At 66.4% G+C, this 20,462-nt stretch carries 20 protein-coding genes; 10 read left to right on the forward strand and 10 right to left on the reverse strand.

The window, feature by feature from the left end; genetic code table 11:
* Window positions 1–20: 20 nt before the first annotated feature.
* Window positions 21–377 carry a YkgJ family cysteine cluster protein gene (locus ABE473_RS01210; RefSeq protein ID WP_176988887.1) on the reverse strand — a complete coding sequence of 119 codons (357 nt, stop codon included), beginning with the start codon at window positions 375–377 and terminating at the stop codon, window positions 21–23.
* A 137-nt stretch (window positions 378–514) separates the two neighbouring features.
* On the opposite strand from ABE473_RS01210, the gene ABE473_RS01215 reads away from it, so the two are divergent.
* Window positions 515–955: a response regulator gene (locus ABE473_RS01215; protein ID WP_346488174.1), complete on the forward strand. Its 441-nt coding sequence runs from the start codon at window positions 515–517 to the stop codon at window positions 953–955.
* Here the strand turns inward: ABE473_RS01215 and ABE473_RS01220 are convergent.
* The 5 genes from ABE473_RS01220 to ABE473_RS01240 all read right to left on the reverse strand — a co-directional run bounded on the left by ABE473_RS01220 (window position 923) and on the right by ABE473_RS01240 (window position 6,597).
* Complete coding sequence (locus tag ABE473_RS01220; protein WP_346488175.1) at window positions 923–1,507, reverse strand: hypothetical protein; 585 nt, start codon at window positions 1,505–1,507, stop codon at window positions 923–925. The genes ABE473_RS01215 and ABE473_RS01220 overlap by 33 nt on opposite strands.
* Before the next feature lie 132 nt (window positions 1,508–1,639).
* Entirely contained in the window at window positions 1,640–2,911 is a 1,272-nt protein-coding gene (locus ABE473_RS01225; protein ID WP_346488176.1) for a carbohydrate porin, read from the reverse strand.
* Complete coding sequence (locus ABE473_RS01230; protein WP_346488177.1) at window positions 2,908–4,305, reverse strand: cytochrome c; 1,398 nt, start codon at window positions 4,303–4,305, stop codon at window positions 2,908–2,910. Before ABE473_RS01230 ends, ABE473_RS01225 begins: the two co-directional genes overlap by 4 nt.
* Window positions 4,302–5,942: a GMC family oxidoreductase gene (locus tag ABE473_RS01235; protein ID WP_346477310.1), complete on the reverse strand. Its 1,641-nt coding sequence runs from the start codon at window positions 5,940–5,942 to the stop codon at window positions 4,302–4,304. The genes ABE473_RS01230 and ABE473_RS01235 overlap by 4 nt, the downstream gene beginning before the upstream one ends.
* Before the next feature lie 46 nt (window positions 5,943–5,988).
* Window positions 5,989–6,597, reverse strand: a complete 609-nt coding sequence (locus ABE473_RS01240) for a sugar dehydrogenase complex small subunit (protein WP_346488285.1) — start codon at window positions 6,595–6,597, stop codon at window positions 5,989–5,991.
* A 119-nt stretch (window positions 6,598–6,716) separates the two neighbouring features.
* Here ABE473_RS01240 and ABE473_RS01245 point away from each other — a divergent pair, with 119 nt between their 5' ends.
* From ABE473_RS01245 to ABE473_RS01260, 4 genes are all read left to right on the forward strand, one after another.
* A complete protein-coding gene (locus ABE473_RS01245) occupies window positions 6,717–6,968 on the forward strand; it encodes a hypothetical protein (protein WP_346488178.1) in 252 nt (83 codons plus the stop codon).
* 6 nt (window positions 6,969–6,974) lie between these two features.
* Window positions 6,975–7,169 carry a hypothetical protein gene (locus tag ABE473_RS01250; RefSeq protein WP_346488179.1) on the forward strand — a complete coding sequence of 65 codons (195 nt, stop codon included), beginning with the start codon at window positions 6,975–6,977 and terminating at the stop codon, window positions 7,167–7,169.
* Window positions 7,170–7,358: 189 nt separating this feature from the next.
* Window positions 7,359–8,945 (forward strand): SDR family oxidoreductase, encoded by a 1,587-nt coding sequence (locus ABE473_RS01255; protein WP_346488180.1) that lies wholly within the window; start codon window positions 7,359–7,361, stop codon window positions 8,943–8,945.
* A gap of 125 nt (window positions 8,946–9,070) precedes the next feature.
* Window positions 9,071–10,795, forward strand: coding sequence for an EAL domain-containing protein (locus ABE473_RS01260; protein ID WP_346488181.1), 1,725 nt, complete (start codon window positions 9,071–9,073; stop codon window positions 10,793–10,795).
* On the opposite strand, the gene ABE473_RS01265 is transcribed toward ABE473_RS01260, so the two are convergent.
* Complete coding sequence (locus ABE473_RS01265) at window positions 10,785–11,459, reverse strand: ChrR family anti-sigma-E factor (protein WP_346488182.1); 675 nt, start codon at window positions 11,457–11,459, stop codon at window positions 10,785–10,787. The two genes, ABE473_RS01260 and ABE473_RS01265, sit on opposite strands and share 11 nt — an antisense overlap.
* The gene (locus tag ABE473_RS01270) at window positions 11,456–12,082 is read right to left on the reverse strand and encodes a sigma-70 family RNA polymerase sigma factor (RefSeq protein ID WP_346488183.1); all 627 of its coding nucleotides are present in this window, start codon (window positions 12,080–12,082) and stop codon (window positions 11,456–11,458) included. Before ABE473_RS01270 ends, ABE473_RS01265 begins: the two co-directional genes overlap by 4 nt.
* A gap of 163 nt (window positions 12,083–12,245) precedes the next feature.
* On the opposite strand from ABE473_RS01270, the gene ABE473_RS01275 reads away from it, so the two are divergent.
* From ABE473_RS01275 to ABE473_RS01295, 5 genes are all read left to right on the forward strand, one after another.
* A complete protein-coding gene (locus tag ABE473_RS01275) occupies window positions 12,246–13,385 on the forward strand; it encodes an SPFH domain-containing protein (RefSeq protein WP_346488184.1) in 1,140 nt (379 codons plus the stop codon).
* 21 nt (window positions 13,386–13,406) lie between these two features.
* On the forward strand, window positions 13,407–14,753 hold the full coding sequence (locus tag ABE473_RS01280) for a TFIIB-type zinc ribbon-containing protein (RefSeq protein ID WP_346488185.1): 1,347 nt from the start codon (window positions 13,407–13,409) through the stop codon (window positions 14,751–14,753).
* Window positions 14,750–15,016 (forward strand): hypothetical protein, encoded by a 267-nt coding sequence (locus ABE473_RS01285; RefSeq protein ID WP_176988869.1) that lies wholly within the window; start codon window positions 14,750–14,752, stop codon window positions 15,014–15,016. Before ABE473_RS01280 ends, ABE473_RS01285 begins: the two co-directional genes overlap by 4 nt.
* A 69-nt stretch (window positions 15,017–15,085) precedes the next feature.
* Window positions 15,086–16,033, forward strand: coding sequence for a prolyl aminopeptidase (pip, locus tag ABE473_RS01290; RefSeq protein ID WP_346488186.1), 948 nt, complete (start codon window positions 15,086–15,088; stop codon window positions 16,031–16,033).
* Window positions 16,034–16,042: 9 nt separating this feature from the next.
* Window positions 16,043–16,795, forward strand: coding sequence for a sulfite exporter TauE/SafE family protein (locus ABE473_RS01295; RefSeq protein WP_346488187.1), 753 nt, complete (start codon window positions 16,043–16,045; stop codon window positions 16,793–16,795).
* A 10-nt stretch (window positions 16,796–16,805) separates the two neighbouring features.
* Here ABE473_RS01295 and ABE473_RS01300 read toward each other — a convergent pair whose 3' ends face one another.
* Entirely contained in the window at window positions 16,806–18,176 is a 1,371-nt protein-coding gene (locus ABE473_RS01300) for a serine hydrolase domain-containing protein (RefSeq protein ID WP_346488188.1), read from the reverse strand.
* Between the two features lie 100 nt (window positions 18,177–18,276).
* Entirely contained in the window at window positions 18,277–20,385 is a 2,109-nt protein-coding gene (locus tag ABE473_RS01305) for a TonB-dependent siderophore receptor (RefSeq protein WP_346488286.1), read from the reverse strand.
* Window positions 20,386–20,462: the final 77 nt, after the last annotated feature.

The following is a 20,462-nucleotide window of genomic DNA, read 5'->3' on the forward strand; positions in this document are numbered from 1 at the left end:
GCGCCGGGGTCCGCTGCCGGCTAGATCAGCACCTGCCGGGTACTGCGCAGGAACTGATGGATCTCCTTCTCGACCGCCTCGTCCAGCATGTACACCGGCCGCTGGCCATTGGGGCAGCGAAGCGTCGGCGTGGTGCCGAACATGCGGCAGATCAACGGCCGCTCTTCGTAGACCTCGCAGCCGTTCTTGCCCAGATACGGGCAGCTCAGCTCGGCCAGCGCGGCGGCATGCTCGGCATCGCTCTTGACCGGCAGGCGCGCCACTTCCTCGCTGGAGGCGGTGACCGGGCCACAGCAGTCGTGGCATCCCACCACGCAGCGGAACGAGGGAATCTGCTCGCGCAACCGCTGTATCGCGTCGCGGTTGGTGTAGGGCATCGGGATGGGCCTCGGCGGCATCAACGGGAGGTCATTTTACAACCGTAGCGCCCGGGGGACGCATCAGGCACCGGCCGGACCCGTGTCAACAAACAGGAAAACGGCCTTGGCCCGTCGTTGACACCCGAAGGCAGACCATGCCTGTCTCTTTTTCCGCCCCCGCCCCCATGAACCGTTCTGCTGTTGCCTCTGCTGGTCGTACCGTACTGGTCGTCGAAGACGAGATCGAGCTCTCCCGGCTGTTCATCGAAGTGCTGAACGAGTCGGGTCATACGGCGATTCCCGCCTATTCCGTGAGCGATGCGCTCAGCGTCATCGCCCACCAGCGCTTCGATGCCGCCATTCTGGATGTCGAGCTCCGGGACGGGCCGGTGTTCCCCGTGGCAGACCGCCTCGCGGCCCTGGGAACGCCCTTCCTGTTCGCCTCGGCGGTGTATTACCAGGTCGTGCCACGCGCGCATCAACTGGTGCCGTTCGTGAGCAAGCCCTTCGACGTCAAGGTGCTGCAGCAGCGCGTCGAGGAGGCACTGGCGAGGCGGCCGGCGTCATCGGGTGGTGTAAAGGCAGCCGGCGACTGAGATCGGCGACGGGTCGCTCTCGATCCGATCCGCTACCAGCGCGATGACCTCGATGCCATCACCGTGCTCCTCGGGCGCGGTTTGGACCACTCGCATCCCGCCCGGCGATGCCTCTGCTCCCCGGCCCTCCAGTTCCAGCGTCCCGGTGAGTTCCCTGGCAACGCCCGGATCATCGAAGGCCGCGACGATGGACATGCGCGACAGGATCAACCGGGTGGTCTCATGACCGAAGACGCGCACAGGGGCCGGCAGCCGCATTTCCGCGATGACACCCATCATGTTGCCCGGCGGCATGCCATCGGCCTCACCTTCCGTGGCGATCGGTTGCCAGCCCGCCTTCGCTTCCCCGCTGTCTTGAACGTCGCGCATGGCGAACGCCAGCGTCCTGAAGGCCTTGCGATCAGCCTTGCAGTTGACCAGCTTCAGCGCCTGATTGATCTGCGACCGGGTGGGGACCGAGGTGCGGGCGGGGTTCGAGGCCAGCGCCATCGGCGCGTAAGCGAGTCCGATGACTGCCAGAAGCAGCGCGGAGGTCAGAGTGCGGGGATTCAACGGGGAGGGTCCTGTCTGTGGGCGCATAGTGTAGCGACCCTCACTCACCGCCGGTTTTGCACGCCGCGAAGGTGGCAAGCTGCACTGCCGCGAGGCAGAGCGCCCGCAAGACGGACGCCCTGCCTTGGACCCTCACAGCGTCGCCTGCGCCTGCAGCGTGAACACCCAGCTGTCCGGCCGGCTCTCATACGCCCCGGGGCGCGCGACGTACTGCACCGCGGGCCGCAGGATCAGCCACGGCGTGACCTGCACGCCGTAGTTCAGTTCAACGAACTGCTCGTTGCTCTGCACGTCCTTGCCGGTGATGCGCTGGTACTGGGCGAGCCGATCGGAAATATCCAGGCGGGTCCACGCCAGGCTGAGGACATCATCCTCGCGCGATGCCACCACGCCGCGCCAGCTCAGTCCGGCTTCCCACGAGTACCGTATCAGGCCGGTCCTGGCATCCGCACGTGTCGCCACCCCGAACACCGACAGCCCGCGCACCGTGTCGCCCTCGGGCTTCAGGACGCGCTGCGCCAGCTGGATGTACGAGCCGCTGCGATGGGACGCGCGCGGTGCGGCCGGATTGCCGATGTCATCCGCGTTGGACGTATCCAGGTAATAGCCGATCTTGTAGGTGCCGCCGTAGTGCTCCCCGGTGTTGCCGTGGCTGTAGCCCACTTCCACGGGCAGGAACAGGCCGGTCTTGCCACGATCGGAAACGCGGAACCCGCTGTTGGCCTGCTTGCGCATCGGAACGACATCGTAGATGCCGGTCTGCGCGTACCAGCCCGAGGGATCGGCCCACTTCACCCGCAGGCCCCACTGGCCGGTCGGATTGTCCAGCCAGCCGGAACTGTAGATCGGTCCCAGCGGATGGCCGCATTGGCCGTTGTTGTTGAAATTGCAGGTGTACGGCAAGCCACCGAAGTCGTTGCCCATCGAGTAGAACCCACCCTTCAGGCTCAGCCGCTTGTCCAGCAGCCACCGCTCGTAGGAGAGCTCGTTGAAGCGCAGGTTCTGCCCCTGGCCATAGAAGGCCTGGTTCTGCACATAGGAGCCGGTCGAACGGTCATTGACCGCATTGCCGAACCGGTCGGAGAGCACCACGCGCATCGTGCCGTCGAAGCCGAAGGCCTTGCCGGTATCGATCAGGGCGCCAACATCGACGTGCTCGGCGGTGGACCAGCCGGTCCCTTTGTAGCCATCGCTGTTGACACCCGTGGCGATCACGATGCGGGCGCTCGGCGTCACGCCACGGTCCTGCAGCCAGATCCGGGCCGCCCACTCAGCACTGAGCGGCGTCTGGGCAATGGTGTCGACGGGTTTGGGTTTCGGGGCGTCCGGGTCGGCTGCCCACGCCGGCACGCTGGCCGCGACTGCCGCCAGCGCGAGGCTGGCCAGGAGAGACGTGCGCTTCATGCCGAGGCCCTCCGCTGCGTGCGTTTCTTCCAGGCGCGTCGCAGCAGCAGGATCACGCCTATCAAGGCCGCAAGCCCCAGGATGAGCAGCGGCAGCCACAGGCGTGCGATCTTGGCCAGTAGCGGCTTTTCGCCGCCGTCGCGGATCAGCGCGACCTGGGCTTCCGTAACCTGGTCGCCGGGGCCGAAGCTCGTCCGCACGTAGCTCGCGACGGCCGCGACGTCGGCATCGCTCAGGGCCTGGACGAACGAGCCTTCCGAGAAATGCGGCATCAGCACGTGCTCGCCATCCACTTCGCGGTCGATGCCGCCGATGATGGTGGCCACGAGATTCTGTGGACGGGCCATGCCCACGGTGCTGTTGTGGATCAGCGACGGGTAGTAGCCGTCCTGGCTGCCCTCGCCTCGCGAACCGTGGCAGCTTGCGCAGAGGCCGGAGTACAGCACCGCACCGGACGCGAGGGGGGCGTCCGTGCCACGAACCGCCTGCTCGCCCGGTGTCCTGGCGGCATCGCCCCAGGCGAAGGCAGCACGGGTGGCGTCCTTGTCCGCCACCGCCGGCACGGTGCGCAGGTAGGTCACGATGGCACGGATGTCCTCATCGCGCAGTCTGGAGAGGCTGTTGGTCACCGCCTCGGCCATGCCACCGCCCGCCTGTCCCTTGCCGGCCACACGGCCGGTTTTCAGGTACTGGGCGAGCTCGTCATCGGTCCAGCCGCCGATGCCACTGATCGGATGCGAGGTGATGTTCGGCGCGTACCAGTCGCCCAGCGAGCCGCCAGCGAACGCCTTGCCGCCCACTTCCTGCATCATCAATCCGCGCGGACTGTGGCAGCTCGAGCAGTGCGCCAGCCCTTCCACCAGATACGCGCCGCGATTCCACTGCGCGTCTTTTGCTGGATCGGGCTGGAAGGGTTTCTTGTCCAGGAACAGCAGATTCCACACCGCCATGGACGAGCGGACGCTGAAGGGGAATGGCAGTTCGGTCGCGTGGGCCTCCTCGTCGACCGGCGCCACCGCCTGCATGAAATACACGTAGAGCGCGTGGATGTCCTCGTCGGTCAGCTTGGCATACGAGGTGTACGGCATCGCCGGATACAGATGGGCACCGTCCTTGCGCACGCCCTCGCGGACCGCCTTGGCAAAATCGGCCTCGCTGTAAGTGCCGATGCCGTGGCTCTTGGAGGGGGTGATGTTGCTGGCCCAGATCTCGCCCAGCGGCGAGGCGATCGCGTAGCCGCCCGCATACGGCTTGCCCTGCTTCGGGCTGGTATGGCAGGCCACGCAATCCGCCGCCACGGACAGGTAGCGCCCGCGCTCCACCGTATCGTCGGCGCGCACGGCCTGGCTGATGCCACCCAGCAAAGTCATCGTGATGAGCAGGAGGGTCTTCATGCCGCACGCTCGATGGCATCGGCCGCGCGCAGGGCCAGCGCGGCCATGGTCAGGGTGCTGTTGACCACACTGGCCGAGACCATCGCGCTGCCGCCCGGCAGCCACAGGTTCGGGTGATCATGCGCGCGGCAATCGCCGTCGACCACCGAGTCACGCGGATCGGCGCCCATGATGGTCGAGCCCATGATGTGGTTGTTTGCGTTGAGCGCCGTGGTGATCACGAACTCTTCCGCATTGAACAGCGTGCCGATGTGCCGCAGCTGCTCGCACGATCTGTCGTACCCCTTGCGCGCGTAATCGCCCAGCGAGTAATGGATGTCCGGGCAGGCCAGGCCGTGGCCGTCGACCCGGGTCTTGGACAGCGTCAGCCGGTTGGTCGGGTCGGGCAGCGGCTCGAGGCTGATCGACAGGTCCACCCCGTAGATCGCGCGGCGGCGGATTTCCGCGTCCAGCGCCTCACCGGCCAGCCCCATCTTCAGCGCCTGGTCGGTGGCGATCGCCACGCGGCTGATGTTGTTGAGGATGATCTTGGTGGCCGAGTACTCCGAGCGGAACGCGCCGTCGCGCGGCCCGACCATGCAGCTGGACTGCGCCGGCCCGCGCCCCAGCCAGATCGGCCGATCGGCAATGAACGAGCAGTGGAAGCCGGAGTGGTCCAGCATGTTGCGCCCGACCTGGTCGGACGAATTGGCGATGCCGTTCGGGTTCTGTTCGTTGGCCGCGAGCAGCAGCAGGCGCGGCGTCTCCAGCGCATTGCAGGCGATCACGAAACTGCGGCCGGTGGCCTTGTGGCTGACCTTGTCGCTGTCATACCAGTGGATGGCGGTGACCCGGTTCTGCGCGTCGGTGTCGATTCTGTACGCCACGGCTTCGGCCAGCACCTTGGCGCCCAGTGCCTCGGCGGCCTCGACGGTATGCACGCCGTTGTACATCGCCCCGATCGGGCAGATCGGCTGGCAGTTGTTGTTGCCACAGCAGGCGGGGCGATCGTTCCAGGGCTTGATCATGCGCCCCTGCGGGATCGGCACCAGGTTGTAGCCGTGCGGATTGACCACCTCGGCGAATACCTTGTCACCGTTGCCCCAGGGAATCATGTCGGCCAGGTAGGGCTTGGAGCGTTCCGATGGGCTCTGCTGCGCCGGATCGTTCGGCCCGGAGACACCCATGGCTTCTTCGGCGCGGCAGTAATACGGCTCGATGTCCTCGTAGCTGATCGGCCAATCGCGGCCGACGCCGTACGCGGACTGCATCTTGAAGTCGACGGGCAGATGGCGCCAGCAGGAGGCCGCCCAGTGCCAGGTGGTGCCGCCCACCGCCTTGATGAAGCCCTGGTGGAAGCTGCTGGCATCGGGGCCGGTCAGGCCGACGTAATCGTTGGCGGGAAAATACAGGGGTGCCGTCGCGAACTTCGATTGCGGATACGGCCCCTGGAAGTCGCTGCCGATGCGCCGTTCGAAGCTGGCGTTGCGCCAGTTCTCGACCACATCGGAACGGTTCAAGCGCGGGCCGGCCTCCAGGACCAGGACGGATTTGCCGGCACGCACCAGCTGGTGGGCGATCAACGCACCGACGACGCCCGAACCGACGATCACGACGTCGGCATCGGCGTCGCCATCACGGAAAACCGGAGCTTTCATGAGAGGGATTCCAGAGCTGTGAAAAGTGTAAGAGGACCGCGCAGGCTTATGCGTGGGCTCGAATCGGGGCCGGCGGCGCGGCGGTCCACCAGGCGGGTCCGCCCTGGACGTAGGTCGGGGGGGAGAGGCCGTCGTCCACGCAGCGCTGCATGAGCGCATCGCGATAGGACACGGTCACGGCATGCACGCCCTTGCCCACGGTGCCGGTGTACCACGCGGTAATGATCGCCAGCGCTGCGGGCCTGGCCTCGCCCGCGGCGGCGACCAGCGCAGTGGCACCACTCACCTGCCCTGCCAGCGTGGCGAGGGCGGGGAAGTGCGCATGCAGCTCGGGCTGAAGTTGGGCGAACGCCTTTTCGATCCGGTCGGCCGTGGCCGGATCCAGATCGGTCTTGCCGGTGAGGGCATGGGAGAGGTCGAGGAAGGCGGTATCGGCCTTGGCCGCAGGGGGCGTCGCAGCAGCGGTGGCCACTGGGGGCGCTTTGTCACCGCAGGCCGCGAGCAGGGAAGCCGAACCAACCGCAAGCAGGAAGCCTCTTCGTGTGAGGCCCTGCGCCCGCCGATTCTCGTCCAATCCCTCGGGAATACTCATGATGTGAACTCTGCTCCGTAACACGCCGGCTCCCCGCCCGTAGACCACGGAACAGCTAAGCATCGACGGCGGCAAGGGTACTCCATGCGCTTGTCATCACAGAGTGATCATCGGGGTGATCACGCATCGCCAACAGGGTCGGCGCTACAACCCGGGTTCGTCATCACCGCCGGAGAATCGCCATGCGAATCGTGTTGTTGAGTGCCGTCGCGGCGCTCGCGCTCTCGGCCTGCAGCCAGGGCGAGCGTACCGAGCAAGGCAAGCATGCCGATGCGATCGAGCAGCCTGCAGCGGCCACCGCGCCCGCGGACGACGCGTCCGCCCGCAACGTGCCTGGGGGCGGCAGTGGCACGGCGGCTTCCGAAGAGCAGGACTCCGGCCATGGCACCGAGACCTCCGCGGAGCCGAAACACGCGTCGCCGCCGACGCCCTGACCCGTCATGACGCCGCTCGATAAACCATTGCGCCGGGAAGTCCTTATTGGCGAAGAGAGCTACACGCTCACGATCGACCCGGAGGGCATGAAGCTGGTGCCCAAGGGCAAGCGGAACGGTCTGAGCCTGAAATGGACGGACCTGGTGAACGGTGACGCGGCCCTTGCCACCGCGCTGCAGGCCTCGCTGTCGGCCGGTTGAGTGCGCCGGCCATGGGCCGGTCAGGGCGCGCCTGCGTTTTCGGCCGCTGAACATCCGATCCGGCATCAAATCCCAGGATCAGGGACAATACCCGCCCACCGTCTGCCCCGGCCTGCCGGCGAATGCCCGCCCAGGCGGCCATTGCGCGGCCGTCCATGCCTGCCTTCCTGCCGCTTTTCCGGATCCGAATTGAACACCACCGCCCTGCCCCTTGCCGATGACGACCTGCCCCTGACCGACCGCCTGCGCACCGCGCTGGACCTGCTGGAGGCCATCGAAGCCGACCGCAGCGTGCTCGATACGCTGCCGGAGGCTGACCGCGTCCGCCTTCACCAGGTCGTCGCCAAGGTCTACCACCCCGAGCCGAAGGCCCGCCGGGCGAAGCTGAAGCAGCAGGCCAAGGCGCGTCATCAGGAGAAGGTGGCCAAGGCGGAGGCACTGCTGGAGCAGACCGGCATCCGCGCCCTGCGCCGCAAGCCGGTGTTCAGCACCCCGAACTATTTCCCGCCGCACGCCGCGGGCCTGCACGACGCCTCCAACGGCGAGAACGCCGCGGCCACGCCGGAGCCGGTGCATTCGCCCGAGCTGCGCCACTGCTATGTCTGCAAGCAGAAGTTCACCCAGCTGCATCACTTCTACGACCAGATGTGCCCGGCCTGCGCCGAGCTGAACTTCTTCAAACGCACCGAGACCGCCGACCTCACCGGTCGCGTCGCGCTGCTGACCGGTGGGCGGGTCAAGATCGGCTACCAGGCCGGCCTGAAGTTGCTGCGTGCCGGTGCGGAGCTGATCGTGACCACGCGCTTTCCGCGTGACTCGGCCGCGCGGTACGCCGAAGAGCCGGATTTCGCCGAATGGGCTCACCGCCTGCAGGTCTACGGCCTGGACCTGCGCCACACGCCGAGCGTGGAAGCCTTCTGCAACGAACTGCTGGCCACGCGGTCGCGGCTGGATTTCATCATCAACAACGCCTGCCAGACTGTGCGCCGCCCGCCGCAGTTCTACGCCCACATGATGGCCGGCGAGACGGCCCCGCTGCATGAAGTGCCCGATACGCAGCGCAGACTGATCGGCGATTACGAGGGGCTGCGCAGCGCCGAGCTGCTTGGCACGACCGGATCGGCCGCGCTACCGGTGGTCCAGGGCCGCGACTTCAACGCCGCCAATGGCCTGACCCGTGCGGCCGAGCTGTCCCAGGTGCCGCTGCTGGACGATGAGCTGGTGGCCCAGCAGCACCTGTTCCCGGATGGGCGCCTGGATCAGGATCTGCAGCAGGTCGATCTGCGCGGCCGCAACTCCTGGCGCATGCTGATGGCCGAAGTGCCCTCGGTGGAACTGCTGGAAACCCAGCTGGTCAACGCCATCGCGCCGTTCATCATCAATGCGCGCCTGAAGCCGCTGATGCTGCGCACGCCGGGACGCGACAAGCACATCGTCAACGTCTCGGCGATGGAGGGGCAGTTCTACCGCAACTTCAAGACCACCCGCCACCCGCATACCAACATGGCCAAGGCCGCGCTGAACATGATGACGCGCACCTCGGCGGCCGATTACCAGAACGACGGCATCCACATGAACAGCGTCGACACCGGCTGGGTGACCGACGAGGATCCGGCGGATATCGCGGCCAAGAAGGTCAAGGAAGAGCGCTTCCACCCGCCGCTGGATATCGTCGATGGCGCTGCGCGCATCGTCGATCCGATCATCCACGGCATCAACACCGGCGAGCATGTCTGGGGTCAGTTCCTGAAGGATTACGCGCCCACGGACTGGTAACTGCATCCGGAACGGCGTTTGACGCGTATGGAGTGGACAGAAGGCCGCTGGCCCCCGCCCCCCTCCGATACGACATGAGTCCCCCACCCTCCCCCCTGGATGAAAGACGCGCGGTGCTGAGCGCCATGCAGGTCGACAGCGTGGCGTCGCTGCCTGCGCTGGACCGGCTCACCGCGCTTGTTGGCTACACCTTCAACGCGCCGGTGGCGTTCGTCTCGGTCCTGGGGGATGTGAAGCAGCGCTTCCTTTCCCGGATCGGTCTGCCCATGGCGCAGACCGATATCCGTTCGTCGATCTGCGCCCACGCCGTCACCTCCGACGGTGTCCTGGTCGTCCCGGATCTCGAGCAGGACGCTCGTTTCCGGGACAACCCGCTGGTGACCCACAGTCCCCACCTGCGTTTCTATGCGGGCGCCCCGCTGGTAGCCAAGAATGGCGTCGCCATCGGTGCGCTGTGCGTCATGGACACTCGTCCGCGCACCTTTGACCCGCGCGATCAGGAACAGTTGGCCACCTTGGCGGAGCTGGTGATCGCACAACTGGAGCTGCGCAACCTCTCCGGCAACCTCGATCCGGTCAGTGGCCTGCCCAGCCGGCACCAGTTTCATGCGGATCTGCCGGGCATTCTCTCCCGCTGTGCGGATGGAAGGGCTTACGCCGTCGCGGTGGACGTGCTGGATATTCCGCGCGCCAACCAGGTGGGCCAAGTGCTGGGGCTGCGCCCGTTGGAAGCACTGATCCGGCGTGCCGGCGTCCGTCTGCGCACCGCGCTGGAGGACGTTGCAACGGTGTACCACGTCGGGGTGACCCGGTTCGCGTTCGTGGTCGACATGCCGACGGCAGGCCATGTCGAGAGCCTGGTCCTGGAGCTGAGGACGCGAATGCTGCGCCCGCTGATGGCTGCCGCGGTACCGATGTCCCCCCGCTTCCATGCCGGCATCTGTGCCGTCGATGCGGATGAGCACGACAGTCACGACGTGCTGCGACGACTGCTGGTCAGCATGCAGGGCGCGTTCGACGCTCGCCAGGCGCTTTGCTGGTACTCCGAACAACGCGACGAACGGATGCACCGCGCCTACCGGCTGGCCTCGGATGCCGAGCGCGGGCTGCAGAACGGTGACTTCCATCTCGACTACCAGCCCCGTTTCACCCTCGACGGTCGGCGCCCCGTCTCGGCAGAAGCCTTGATCCGCTGGAGCCACCCCACCCTGGGGCCGATCAACCCGGGCGAGTTCATTCCGGTCTTCGAGCGGACCGCATTGATGGACGAGGTGACCACCTGGGTGCTGGACACTGCGCTGGATCAAGTCCAAGCGTGGCGCGCTCAGGGACAGGACATTCCGGTCTCGATCAATCTGTCCAGCAGTTATCTGTCCAACGCCTCGGCATGGCATGACATCCGCAGCAAGCTCGAGCAAAGGGCGCTGCCGTTCTCGATGATCGAACTGGAGATCACCGAGGGCGAATGGCTGCGTCCGGGGTCACCGGCGATCGACCACATCGCGGCGATGGCGGAGGCCGGCATCAAGGTGGCGATTGATGACTTTGGCAGTGGCTACAGCAACTTCAGCTACCTGTCAGACCTCCCGATCCACACCGTAAAGCTGGACAAGTCGCTGATCGATGGCATCGCCGACAATCGGCGCGCACGCGCCAAGGTGTCCGCCATCCATCATCTGGCCCATGAGCTGGGCTATCTGACGGTGGCCGAAGGCGTCGAGCAGGAAGCGCAGATGGACGTTCTGGCCGACATGGGGATCGACGAAATCCAAGGCTACCTGCTTGCGCGGCCCATGTCCCCGGCTGCGGTGAGGCAGGTGTTCGAACAGGGCGCGGACGTCAGAGCTTGAACACCTGCTGCAGCTTGCGGGCGAACCAGCCACTGAAGACCAGAGGCGCATCCAGCGCTGAAACGCAGATGCACGCCACCCCGGGGGTGGTCACCGGCTGATGTTCGACCTCACTGTCCAGATCGGCCACATCGCCCGGTGCGAAGTGCCCCAGTGAATCGTCATAGGCACCACGGAGGATCTGGGTCAGCTCGCTGTTGCCATGGCTGTGCATGGGCAGGCATTTACCGGGCGCGATCTTCAGCATGATCAGCGACGGCAGGTCCGGGGCGCGGATGCAGTGCACACCCGGCGCCATCCACCGCCATTTGAGCGAGCGGTAAGACGTCCCGAAATGCGGTGCAAGCGCGGAAGGCAGCCGATCCGGATCGTGCGTGCCCACCCGGCTGCGCTCGACCTCAACCGGCGCCACCGCGGGCGGCGTCGGCGCATCCAGCCTGCCCAGCATTGCCTCCCGCAGCGCCGCCTGCCGATCTTCTTCCGCTGGTGGCGACCCTTGCTGCTCAAGCAGCATCCCGCCCAGGCGCTCGGCCGAGCGCAGCTGCTCCCGGCACTGGGGGCAGGACTCCAGGTGCGCGGCAGCAACCACGGACATCTCCGCTGCCAGCGTGCCGGTCGCAAACGCGAGCACGGTGGCCGGATCCAGGTGGTGGCGAGGATTCACCGCTTCTCTCCCATCAGCGACTGCAGTTGCAGGAACGCCCGCCGGATGTGTGATTTGACCGTTCCCAGGGGCATGTTCAATTCCTCGGCGATCTCGGAATGGGTCTTTGCTTCGAAGTACGACATCCGGATCAGCCGTGCCTGTGTGGCGGAAAGCTCGTCCAGCCGTTGCTTGAGCCGGACGTGCTCGGTGTGCAGCTCGGCAAGGGAGCCTCTGCCGTCATCCTGCTCGGCAGCCTGCTCGACCACCTCGTGGGCATGCACCCAGATGTGTTCCCGCCGCACGCGGTCGATATGCAGGTTGCGGGCGATCCGGTACAGCCAGGTGCCCAGGCCGCTCCGGGACGGGTCGTAGAGATCGGCGCGGTTCCACAGTTTCAGCAGCACCTCCTGGGCGAGGTCCTCCGCCACCGTCTGAGGCGCTCCCAGTCCACTGAGGTACCGGCACAGGCGCGGCATGAAGTGGTCGTAGATGCGCATGAAACACTCACGGTCACGCGCGCCCGCCACCGCGGCCACATCCGCAGCCCAGGTCTTCAGCTCCGCAGTGTGTTGCGCGGGAATGGCACTCATCCGGGCCGCCTCGAAAGGCGTCAACCTTGCAGCAGAGGGGTCGGCGTCCATCGTAGGCCACTTCCGGGCGATCGGCGACTTGGGGTTCATGGCCGGTTGTACGGGCAACGGGGCGGATTGGATGCAGGCGCCTCCTGCCGGTGCCCTGGCTGCTGATATAGTCAGCCGAGCATGGCGGGCACGGTGTCCGGCCACGAATTACAGGGAGCGGGTCATGGGTCTTCGTCAGGCAGTGGCAGGGGCAGTCGGTGGCGTTCTGGCCGACCAGTGGAAGGACTTCTACACCGTGCCGACGGGCCTGCCCTCCACGGCAGCGCTGTTCGCGGCCGTGCCGCGCGGCACCAATGCCGGCCGCGGGTCGAACACCAGCGCCTCCTCGAACATCATCACCAACGGCTCGAAGATCGTCGTTCCGGAAGGCTATGGCCTGCTGCTGTTCCAGGACGGCGCGATCACCGGCTTCGTCGCCGAACCGGGCGGCTACGAGTGGCGCTCGGACGATGCCAATTCGCAGTCGATCTTCGCCGGCGACGGCTTCGTCAGCCCCCTGATCAAGCAGAGCTGGGAGCGCTTCAAGTTCGGCGGCCAGCCGGGCTCGCAGCAGGCGGCCTTCTTCGTCTCGCTGAAGGAACTGCCGGACAACCGCTTCGGTACGCAGTCCGAAATCTACTGGGACGACGGCTTCCTCGGCACCCAGGTCGGCGCGGTCACGCGCGGCTCGTACACGCTGAAGATCGTCGATCCGATCCTGTTCGTGAAGAATTTCGTGCCGGCCAGCTACCTGCAGCCGGGCCAGGTGTTCGATTTCACCGATCTGGACAACGCCGCCGCCAGCCAGCTGTTCAATGAAGTGGTCGGCTCGCTGGCCCCGGCCTTCAGCCTGTATACGAACGATCCCGGCAAGGGCAACCGCATCACCAAGCTGCAGCAGGATTCGCTGGGCTTCGCGCAGAGCCTGTCCGCTGCCGTCGAGCAGGGCTACCAGTGGAAGTCCGATCGTGGCCTGGCCATCGTCAAGACCGCCATCGTCTCGATCGAGTACGACGCCAACACCCGCGAACTGCTCAAGACCGTGCAGCGCGCCGATGCCCTGGCCGGCTCGCGCGGCAATTCCAACCTGCAGGCCAGCGTGGCCCAGGGCATCCAGTCGGCCGGTGAGAACGGCGGCGCGGCGGGCCTGGTCGGCGTGGGCATGGCCTCGGGCATGCTCGGGGTCGGTGGCATGCAGCAGCCGGTCGCTCCGGCAGCGGACGATCCGGTCGCCAAGCTGAAGAAGGCCAAGGAGATGCTGGACCTCGGCCTGATCACCCAGGACGACTACGACACGCTCAAGGCCAAGGCGCTGGGGCTGTAAGACACCGAGCGCACCGACACCATGTCCGACCCCAAGATCCCACCGCCGATCCCGGCGGTTCCGCCGCCGTTGCCGCCTTCCCCGGCAGCACCGGTCACCGGCCCGGGCTCGCCCCGGGACGTGCCACCCCTGCCCGGCGGTTTTCCACTGGACCCGGAGACACTGCCCCAGCCCATCCGCGATGAGGTGCAGGCGCCCGACCCGGTCGCGCTGGACACCTCGGCGGTCGAGCTCAAGGACGGCCTCAACCGCTGCCCGAAATGCGGCTCCAGCGATATCCGTCTCAAGCTGGGCAGCGACGTGCTGGTCTGCCAGTTCTGCCGTCACGAATGGCATGGCGACCGCGTGGAGGAGGCCTTCGGGTTCGGCGAAGGCATCGGCGAATTGCGCGGCACGGTCGTCGCCTCGGGTGCGCGCGACATCGAGGCCGATACCGCCAGCCTGATGAGCTTCAAATGCACCGGCTGCGGTGCCGAAGTCACCATCAACACCGAGAGCACGATGACGGCGCGCTGCCACTGGTGCCGCCATGTGTTCGGGGTCAACGAGCAGATTTCCAATGGTGCGGTGCCCGATGCGGTGCTGCCGTTCCATATCAGCAAGGACGATGCCGTCGCGCGGATCCGCCAGTTCGTGGACAAGCGCCGCCTGTTCGCGCTCAAGGCGTTCAAGGACCAGTTCACGCCGGAGAACGTCACCGGCGTCTACCTGCCCTACATGATCGTGGACAGCAACGTCAGCGCCAGCGTGTCCGGCAAGGGCGAGATCCAGACCCGGCAGTACACGCGCGGCACCGAGAAGAACAAGCAGACCTACTACGACGCGGACGTCTACCAGGTGGATCGCCAGGTGGATTTCACCGTGGACGATCTCACCATGGAATCTTCGGCCGAACGCGGCAACCTGGATACGCAGGCCAACACCAACAACATCATCAACGCGATCCTCCCGTTCGATACCAAGAACGCGCTGAAGTGGAACGCCTCGTATCTGGCGGGATTCACCTCGGAAAAGCGCAACCTCGACGTGGAGAAGCTGCGGCCGCGCCTGGAAGACCAGCTGTTGTCGATCGCCCGTGCACAGGTCGAGGGCTCGGTGCGCCGCTACGATCGCGGTGTGCGCTGGGAGCGCGAGCGCGTGGATGTGCACGGTACCCGCTGGGTGTCGATGTACCTGCCCGTGTGGCTTTACTCGTATCACCAGCCTGGCCGCAACGGCGGCATGCTACACTACATCGCGGTGAATGGCCGCACCGGTGAAACCATGGGCAGCGTGCCCGTGCAGCAGTGGAAGCTGCTGCTGGCGGCGCTCACCACCGGCACGATCATTGAAGCCCTCGTTCTCTTCTTCCTGGTAGCTGCCTCATGAGCGATGACAGTGGACTCTGGTTGCTTGCCGCCGGCCCGGCCGGTGCGACGGCGTTGTACTGGGCGTTGTACCGGTACTACCGCAACACCGACAAGTCGCATGCGTTCGAGCATGAAACGACCATCGAAGCCAAGCCGGTGACGGGCGCGGACCGCAAGGTCGATACCGTGACAGGGACGCAGGAGAGACGCATCCGGGGTGACAATGTGGGTGCCTATCGGACACGGGTGCAGCGCGACAGGGACAGCCCGCCACCCTTGTGACGCGTCACGGGCGCGTCTCGACGAACCCGGGCGGTATCATGTGGCGTCAGTTTTCCGTAGGACGCCCCCATGCGCACGCTCTACCCCGCGATCACGCCCTTCCGCACGCATCAGGTGCCGGTCGATGCCCTGCATATCCTGTTCGTCGAGGAGTGCGGCAACCCGGACGGCATCCCGGTGGTGTTCCTGCACGGCGGCCCGGGCGCAGGCGTATCGCCGGTCCATCGGCGCTTCTTCGATCCGGCGCGCTACCGCATCGTGCTGATCGACCAGCGCGGCAGCGGCCGCTCCACGCCGTTCGGTGAGCTGCGTGACAACACTACCCAGCACCTGGTGGCCGACGTCGAGATCATCCGCACCCTGCTCGGCATCGAGCGCTGGCTGGTGTTTGGTGGCTCGTGGGGGTCCACGTTGGCGCTGGCCTATGCGCAGGCCCATCCGGACCGCGCGACGGGCGTGATCGTGCGGGGCGTGTATCTCGGCCGTGCCGAGGAAAACCGCTGGTTCGCCGAGGCCGATGGCGGTGCACGCTGGGTGTTCCCGGAACGTTGGGCGCGCTACGAGGCGCATATCCCCGAAGACGAGCGCGGCGAAATGATCGAGGCGTACTGGCGACGGCTGGACAGCCCCGACCAGGCGACGCGCATCGCCGCGGCGCAGGCCTGGCTCGGCTGGGAAGATCATGCCGCGACCCTGGCGCACGACGTCGATGCGGTGTCCGGGGATGACCCGCTGCACACGCTGGCCAAGGCGCGCATCGAGGCACACTACTTCCGCAACCACGCCTTCCTCGATCATGGGCAGCTGCTGCGTGATGTCGACCGCATCCGGCATCTGCCGGGCGTGATCGTGCAGGGCCGCTACGACATCATCTGCCCGGCACGCAGCGCGTGGGACCTGGCCTGTGCCTGGCCGGAGGCCTCGCTGCAGATGGTGCTGTCCGGCCACAGCGCGATGGAACCGGCGACCGCCGATGCCCTGGTGCGCGCGACGGATGCGTTCGCAGACCGCCAGTAAGGAGACGTAGTGGATTCGATCTACCTGGTGGTGGCGCTGGGCGCCATCGTGGCGGGCTTTGTGCAGGGACTCTCGGGCTTCGCGTTCGGGCTGGTGGCGCTCTCTTTCTGGGCGTGGGTGCTGGACCCGAAGCTCGCCGCTACCCTCTCGGTGTTTGGCGCCCTGACCGGCCAGCTGCTGGCGGCGTTCACTGTGCGCCGCGGCTTCAATCTGAAGACCCTGCTGCCCTTCGTTCTGGGCGGACTGGCCGGGATTCCGCTGGGCGTCTACCTGCTGCCGATGCTCGACATGAACTGGCTCAAGGCCATCCTTGGCACCCTGCTGGTGCTGTGGTGCCCGGCCATGCTGCTGTCCCGCCAGCTGCCACGTGTCACCGCGGGCGGGCGCGCAGCGGATGGCGTGGTCGGGTTTGCCGGCGGCATCATGGGTGGGCTGGGCGGTTTCACCGGCACGCTGCCGACACTGTGGTGCACGCTGCGCGGCTACGAGCGCGATGTGCAGCGCTCCATCGTGCAGAACTTCAATCTGTCGATGCTGCTGGTCACCATGGGCACCTATGTCGGCAGCGGCATCGTCACCCGCGAGATGCTGCCGATGTTCGCCATCGTCGCGCCGGCCATGTTGATTCCTACGCTTCTGGGCACGCGCCTGTACATCGGCATCAGTGACGTGCGGTTCCGGCAGATCGTGCTGAGTCTGCTGACGGTCTCGGGGGTTGCGTTGCTGGCGTCGTCGCTGCCGGTGCTGCTGGGCTGGCGCTGAGGCGACCGCGTTACAGCGGCAGACGGTTGCCGACGAAATTGACCACGTTCTCCATCGCATCCGGATCGACATTGCTCAATCCGATCACTACGTAGCCCTGGCTGGGCAGCACGATGAGTGCGGCATTCGCACCCGGCGCCCCGCCCTCGTGGCCGTACTGGCGTTGCCCGCCCTTGCCGCTCACCATGAATCCATAGCCGTACCAGCCTTTGGTATTCTGCGGCGAAGTGGCAGCCTGCAATGCCGCGGGCGGGATCAACCGGCCACTGCGCAGTGCCTCGGCGAACCGGAGCAGATCGTCGGCCGTGCTGTAACCCCCGCCCGCCGAGGTGCCACGCAACGGCAGCGTCTTGGTCTCCCGCACCCACTGGCCGTCACTCAGCGTGTAGGGCACCGCGCGGCCTCGAACCAGGGTCGCCTCGGGCGCCGATCCCGTCGATGCCATGCCCGCTGGATCAAAGATGTGCTGTTCAACATAGGCGTCGTAGGAGTGCCCCGATGCAGCCTCGATGATCGAGCCGAGCAGGATGTAGCCGTAGTTGGAGTACTGGTCCTGCGTTCCGGGCGTGAAGGCCGGTGCCGCGGTGCCATAGACGCCCCAATAATCGGACAGCGTCTTGAGCGACGCTTTCCGTGTTTCGAAGGCCTCGTCGAAGATCTCGCCCAGGCCACTGGTGTGGTTGAGCAACTGCCTGATGGTAACGGCAGTGGCAACGGCCTGATTCGGGTAGCCCTTGAGGTGCCGTGCGATGGTGTCGTCCAGCGAGAGTTTGCCCGCCTCCGCCAGCTGCAGGATCGCCACCGCGGTGAACATCTTGTTCAACGAGGCCAGTCTGAACTTCGTGGCGGCATCGACCGGCACACCCTGCTCGCGATCGGCCATGCCCCCCTGCCATGCCATCAGCACCGTGCCGTCCTTCGCCAGCAGGAAACTGCCGGATAGCTTGCCCTGTGCCTGCAGGGCGTCCAGTCGCGCGCGGCTCTGCGCGAGAAGCGCAGGCATCTCAAGGCGCTTCGGCTTGAACGCGTCGGCTATCTCAACCCCCTCCAGCTGCAGTGTCTTGAGCCGCGGCCTGTTCGCCGGGTCAATAGCCACGGTGATCAGTACACCACGATCGCTCGATGTGCCACGCACGATGGCCGCAATGGCATCGGGCGTGTCCAGCGTTCTGGTCAGCACATCGAACGGGCCGAAAGTCTCGCGGATGTCCAGATACCGCTGCGCGGCGTGGTCGATCCCGTAGGTCGACAACACCGCCTGCAATTCCTGGCTGTCACCTGCGTTGTAAGCGGCCAGCCAGCGGGTGAAGATCTGTTCGGCCAGCACGGGTTCGTCCGGTGCTTTCGCCCAGGTGGTGGCACTGAAGAGCAGCAGCGCCACAACGAGTGTTCTGATCGGCACCATCCTGTCCTGCCTCCTGCAATCGAGTGACCGCCCTCCGGCGGCCGGTTGATTATGCAATGGCAGGACGATCCGTGACTCAGAAGTCCACTGTCGCCGAGAGCAGATACGTGCGCGGCGCCCCCAGGGCCAGGCTCGAGAGCAGCGGCATGCCCCAGTACGCCTTGTTGGTCAGGTTGTTGACGGCCGCGCGCAGGGTCACGGATGTGTCCGCGACCGTGGTGGTGTACCGCGCGCCCACGTCATACAGCGTCCGCCCGGCTGCCCACAACGTGTTGTCGGCACTGATGTACTGTTTCGACACGGCCGTGGCGTTCGCGGTGACGGTCACGCCCTGCACGCCTGGCACGTCCCACTCCGCCCCCACCTTGCCCTGCTGCTTCGGCACACCCGTCGCGGCCTTGCCCTGGTTGCGGGCATCCAGAGTGCGCGTCACCTTCGGATCCACCACCGACACGCCGCCCATCAGGCGCACGCTGTCCACCGGTGCGCCGAAGAAGCCCCATTCCAGCCCACGGTTGCGCTGCTCGCCTCCGAACGAGAACACGTTGGTCACCGGATCGGTGTAGCTGCTCGGACGGGTGATCTCGAACAGGCTGAAGGTATGGGCGAACCGCCCCAGGTCCACCTTGAGACCCAGTTCCTTCTGCCGCGTTTTGTAGGGCTCGAACACATCCCCGGCATTGGCCGCGGTCATCGGCGCGGTGGTGCCCTGGCTCAGGCCTTCGATGTAGTTGGCATAGCCGGCCACCGTGCTGCTGAACTTCAGCAGGATTGCAGCAGCGGGCGTGGTGGCGCTCTCGTCATAGCGCGATGTGCGTGCGCCCGTGGCCACGCTGAAGGTATCGCTGACCACCTGCTGGCGGCGCACCCCGAGCGTCACCTGCAGGCGGTCCGCCGCGAACGACATCGTATCGGCGATGCCGATGCTGTCCAGGCGCAGCTCGGTGTGTGAGATGTGCGGCGCCACGAACGGGGCGGCCGGCCCCCAGGCCGGATGGTAGAGATTGGTCACCCAATCGGCACCGGGCACGCTACGACGGCCATAGTCATCCTGCTCGTGCACGTAGTGCGTGGCGTTCACCGCCCACTGGTGACCGACACTGCCGGTGGTGTGCTTGCCTTGTACCCCGATCGCCGCCGACTGCTTCTTCAGATCGAAGGCGAGTTGACCGATGGTGGTCCGGAAGTCGCCGGCCTCGTTGAGGATCAGGGCCGAAATCGAACCGTTGTACTGGTAGTTCGTTTCGCTGATGCCGTACGCGGCATAGGCCATGATCCGGTCATTGAGATCGACCTCGCCGCGCACGATCGCGCCCTTGTCCCGGGATTCAACGATCGCCCAGTCCGGGTTGATCAGCACGTCATTGCGTGGTGGGCGTGGCACGGCCAGGCCCGCGGCCAGACCCACGCCTCGCGCCGGGCCGTGCACCGTGTCGTCGGCGCGGTACAGGTCGGCGAACAGCCGCGTGCGCTCGCCGCGCCAATCCAGCCCCAGCGCGCCCAGCTGAACCGTCTTGTCCTGCCTGCGTACCGCGCCCTCGCCATCCCGGTAGGCCGCATTGAAACGGATGCCGAACTGCTGGTCGCTGCCCAGCCGTCGGCCTGCATCGAGGTGCCCGCCGAACTGTGCGTCGGAGGCGTAGTTGGCGCTGATGCGCGTGAGCGGTTGGCTCCCGGCCCGCTTGGGAATGAGATTCACCGCGCCACCGACGGAACCACCTGGCGGCATGCCATTGAGCAGTGCGGACGGCCCCTTCAGCACTTCGATCCGCTCGAACATCTCCGGCGAGGTGCGGTAGTACGGCGCCATGCCGAACAGCCCGTTGATGGTCATGTCGCTGGTGCTGGAGGCATACCCGCGGATCGAGTAATTCTCGCTCCATGCACCGGTGACGCCATTGCTGAAGACGGTCGGGTCGGTCGCGGCGATGACATCCGTGATGTCCCGCGCCTGCCGGTCCTCGATGAACGCATCGGTGTAGCTGATGGTGCTGAAGGGCGTGTCCATGAAGTCCTTGTCGCCCAGCAGCCCGACCCGCCCGCCGGTAGCGACCTGCCCCCCGGCGTAGGTATCCGTAGCTGCCGCGCGTTCCTCCCGCACGGTGATCGAGGGCAGCGTCGAGACGCTGCTGGCACCATCACTTCGCGCACCATCGGCGAGCGCCTGGGCGAGCGCGGAGGGCATCGGTGCCAGGACACAGCCGGCCAGGCCAAGGAGCAGCGTCAGTGGCGAAGCGTTGGGGCGACGCGGCTGATGGACAG

It is taken from the genome of Stenotrophomonas sp. TWI700 (genome assembly GCF_039673645.1).
In the GTDB taxonomy this organism is placed as follows: Bacteria; Pseudomonadota; Gammaproteobacteria; order Xanthomonadales; family Xanthomonadaceae; genus Stenotrophomonas; species Stenotrophomonas maltophilia_AA.

Excerpts from the sequence above, each read along its gene's own strand:
- ABE473_RS01285 (WP_176988869.1), top strand. The coding sequence starts at position 14,750 with ATGAGCGATGACAGTGGACTCTGGTTGCTTGCCGCCGGCCCGGCCGGT.
- ABE473_RS01245 (WP_346488178.1), top strand. The coding sequence starts at position 6,717 with ATGCGAATCGTGTTGTTGAGTGCCGTCGCGGCGCTCGCGCTCTCGGCC.
- pip (WP_346488186.1), top strand. The coding sequence starts at position 15,086 with ATGCGCACGCTCTACCCCGCGATCACGCCCTTCCGCACGCATCAGGTG.
- ABE473_RS01240 (WP_346488285.1), bottom strand. The coding sequence starts at position 6,597 with ATGCTTAGCTGTTCCGTGGTCTACGGGCGGGGAGCCGGCGTGTTACGG.
- ABE473_RS01210 (WP_176988887.1), bottom strand. The coding sequence starts at position 377 with ATGCCCTACACCAACCGCGACGCGATACAGCGGTTGCGCGAGCAGATT.
- ABE473_RS01235 (WP_346477310.1), bottom strand. The coding sequence starts at position 5,942 with ATGAAAGCTCCGGTTTTCCGTGATGGCGACGCCGATGCCGACGTCGTG.
- ABE473_RS01215 (WP_346488174.1), top strand. The coding sequence starts at position 515 with ATGCCTGTCTCTTTTTCCGCCCCCGCCCCCATGAACCGTTCTGCTGTT.
- ABE473_RS01305 (WP_346488286.1), bottom strand. The coding sequence starts at position 20,385 with ATGCCCTCCGCGCTCGCCCAGGCGCTCGCCGATGGTGCGCGAAGTGAT.
- ABE473_RS01230 (WP_346488177.1), bottom strand. The coding sequence starts at position 4,305 with ATGAAGACCCTCCTGCTCATCACGATGACTTTGCTGGGTGGCATCAGC.
- ABE473_RS01260 (WP_346488181.1), top strand. The coding sequence starts at position 9,071 with ATGCAGGTCGACAGCGTGGCGTCGCTGCCTGCGCTGGACCGGCTCACC.
- ABE473_RS01225 (WP_346488176.1), bottom strand. The coding sequence starts at position 2,911 with ATGAAGCGCACGTCTCTCCTGGCCAGCCTCGCGCTGGCGGCAGTCGCG.
- ABE473_RS01250 (WP_346488179.1), top strand. The coding sequence starts at position 6,975 with ATGACGCCGCTCGATAAACCATTGCGCCGGGAAGTCCTTATTGGCGAA.
- ABE473_RS01275 (WP_346488184.1), top strand. The coding sequence starts at position 12,246 with ATGGGTCTTCGTCAGGCAGTGGCAGGGGCAGTCGGTGGCGTTCTGGCC.
- ABE473_RS01280 (WP_346488185.1), top strand. The coding sequence starts at position 13,407 with ATGTCCGACCCCAAGATCCCACCGCCGATCCCGGCGGTTCCGCCGCCG.
- ABE473_RS01270 (WP_346488183.1), bottom strand. The coding sequence starts at position 12,082 with ATGGACGCCGACCCCTCTGCTGCAAGGTTGACGCCTTTCGAGGCGGCC.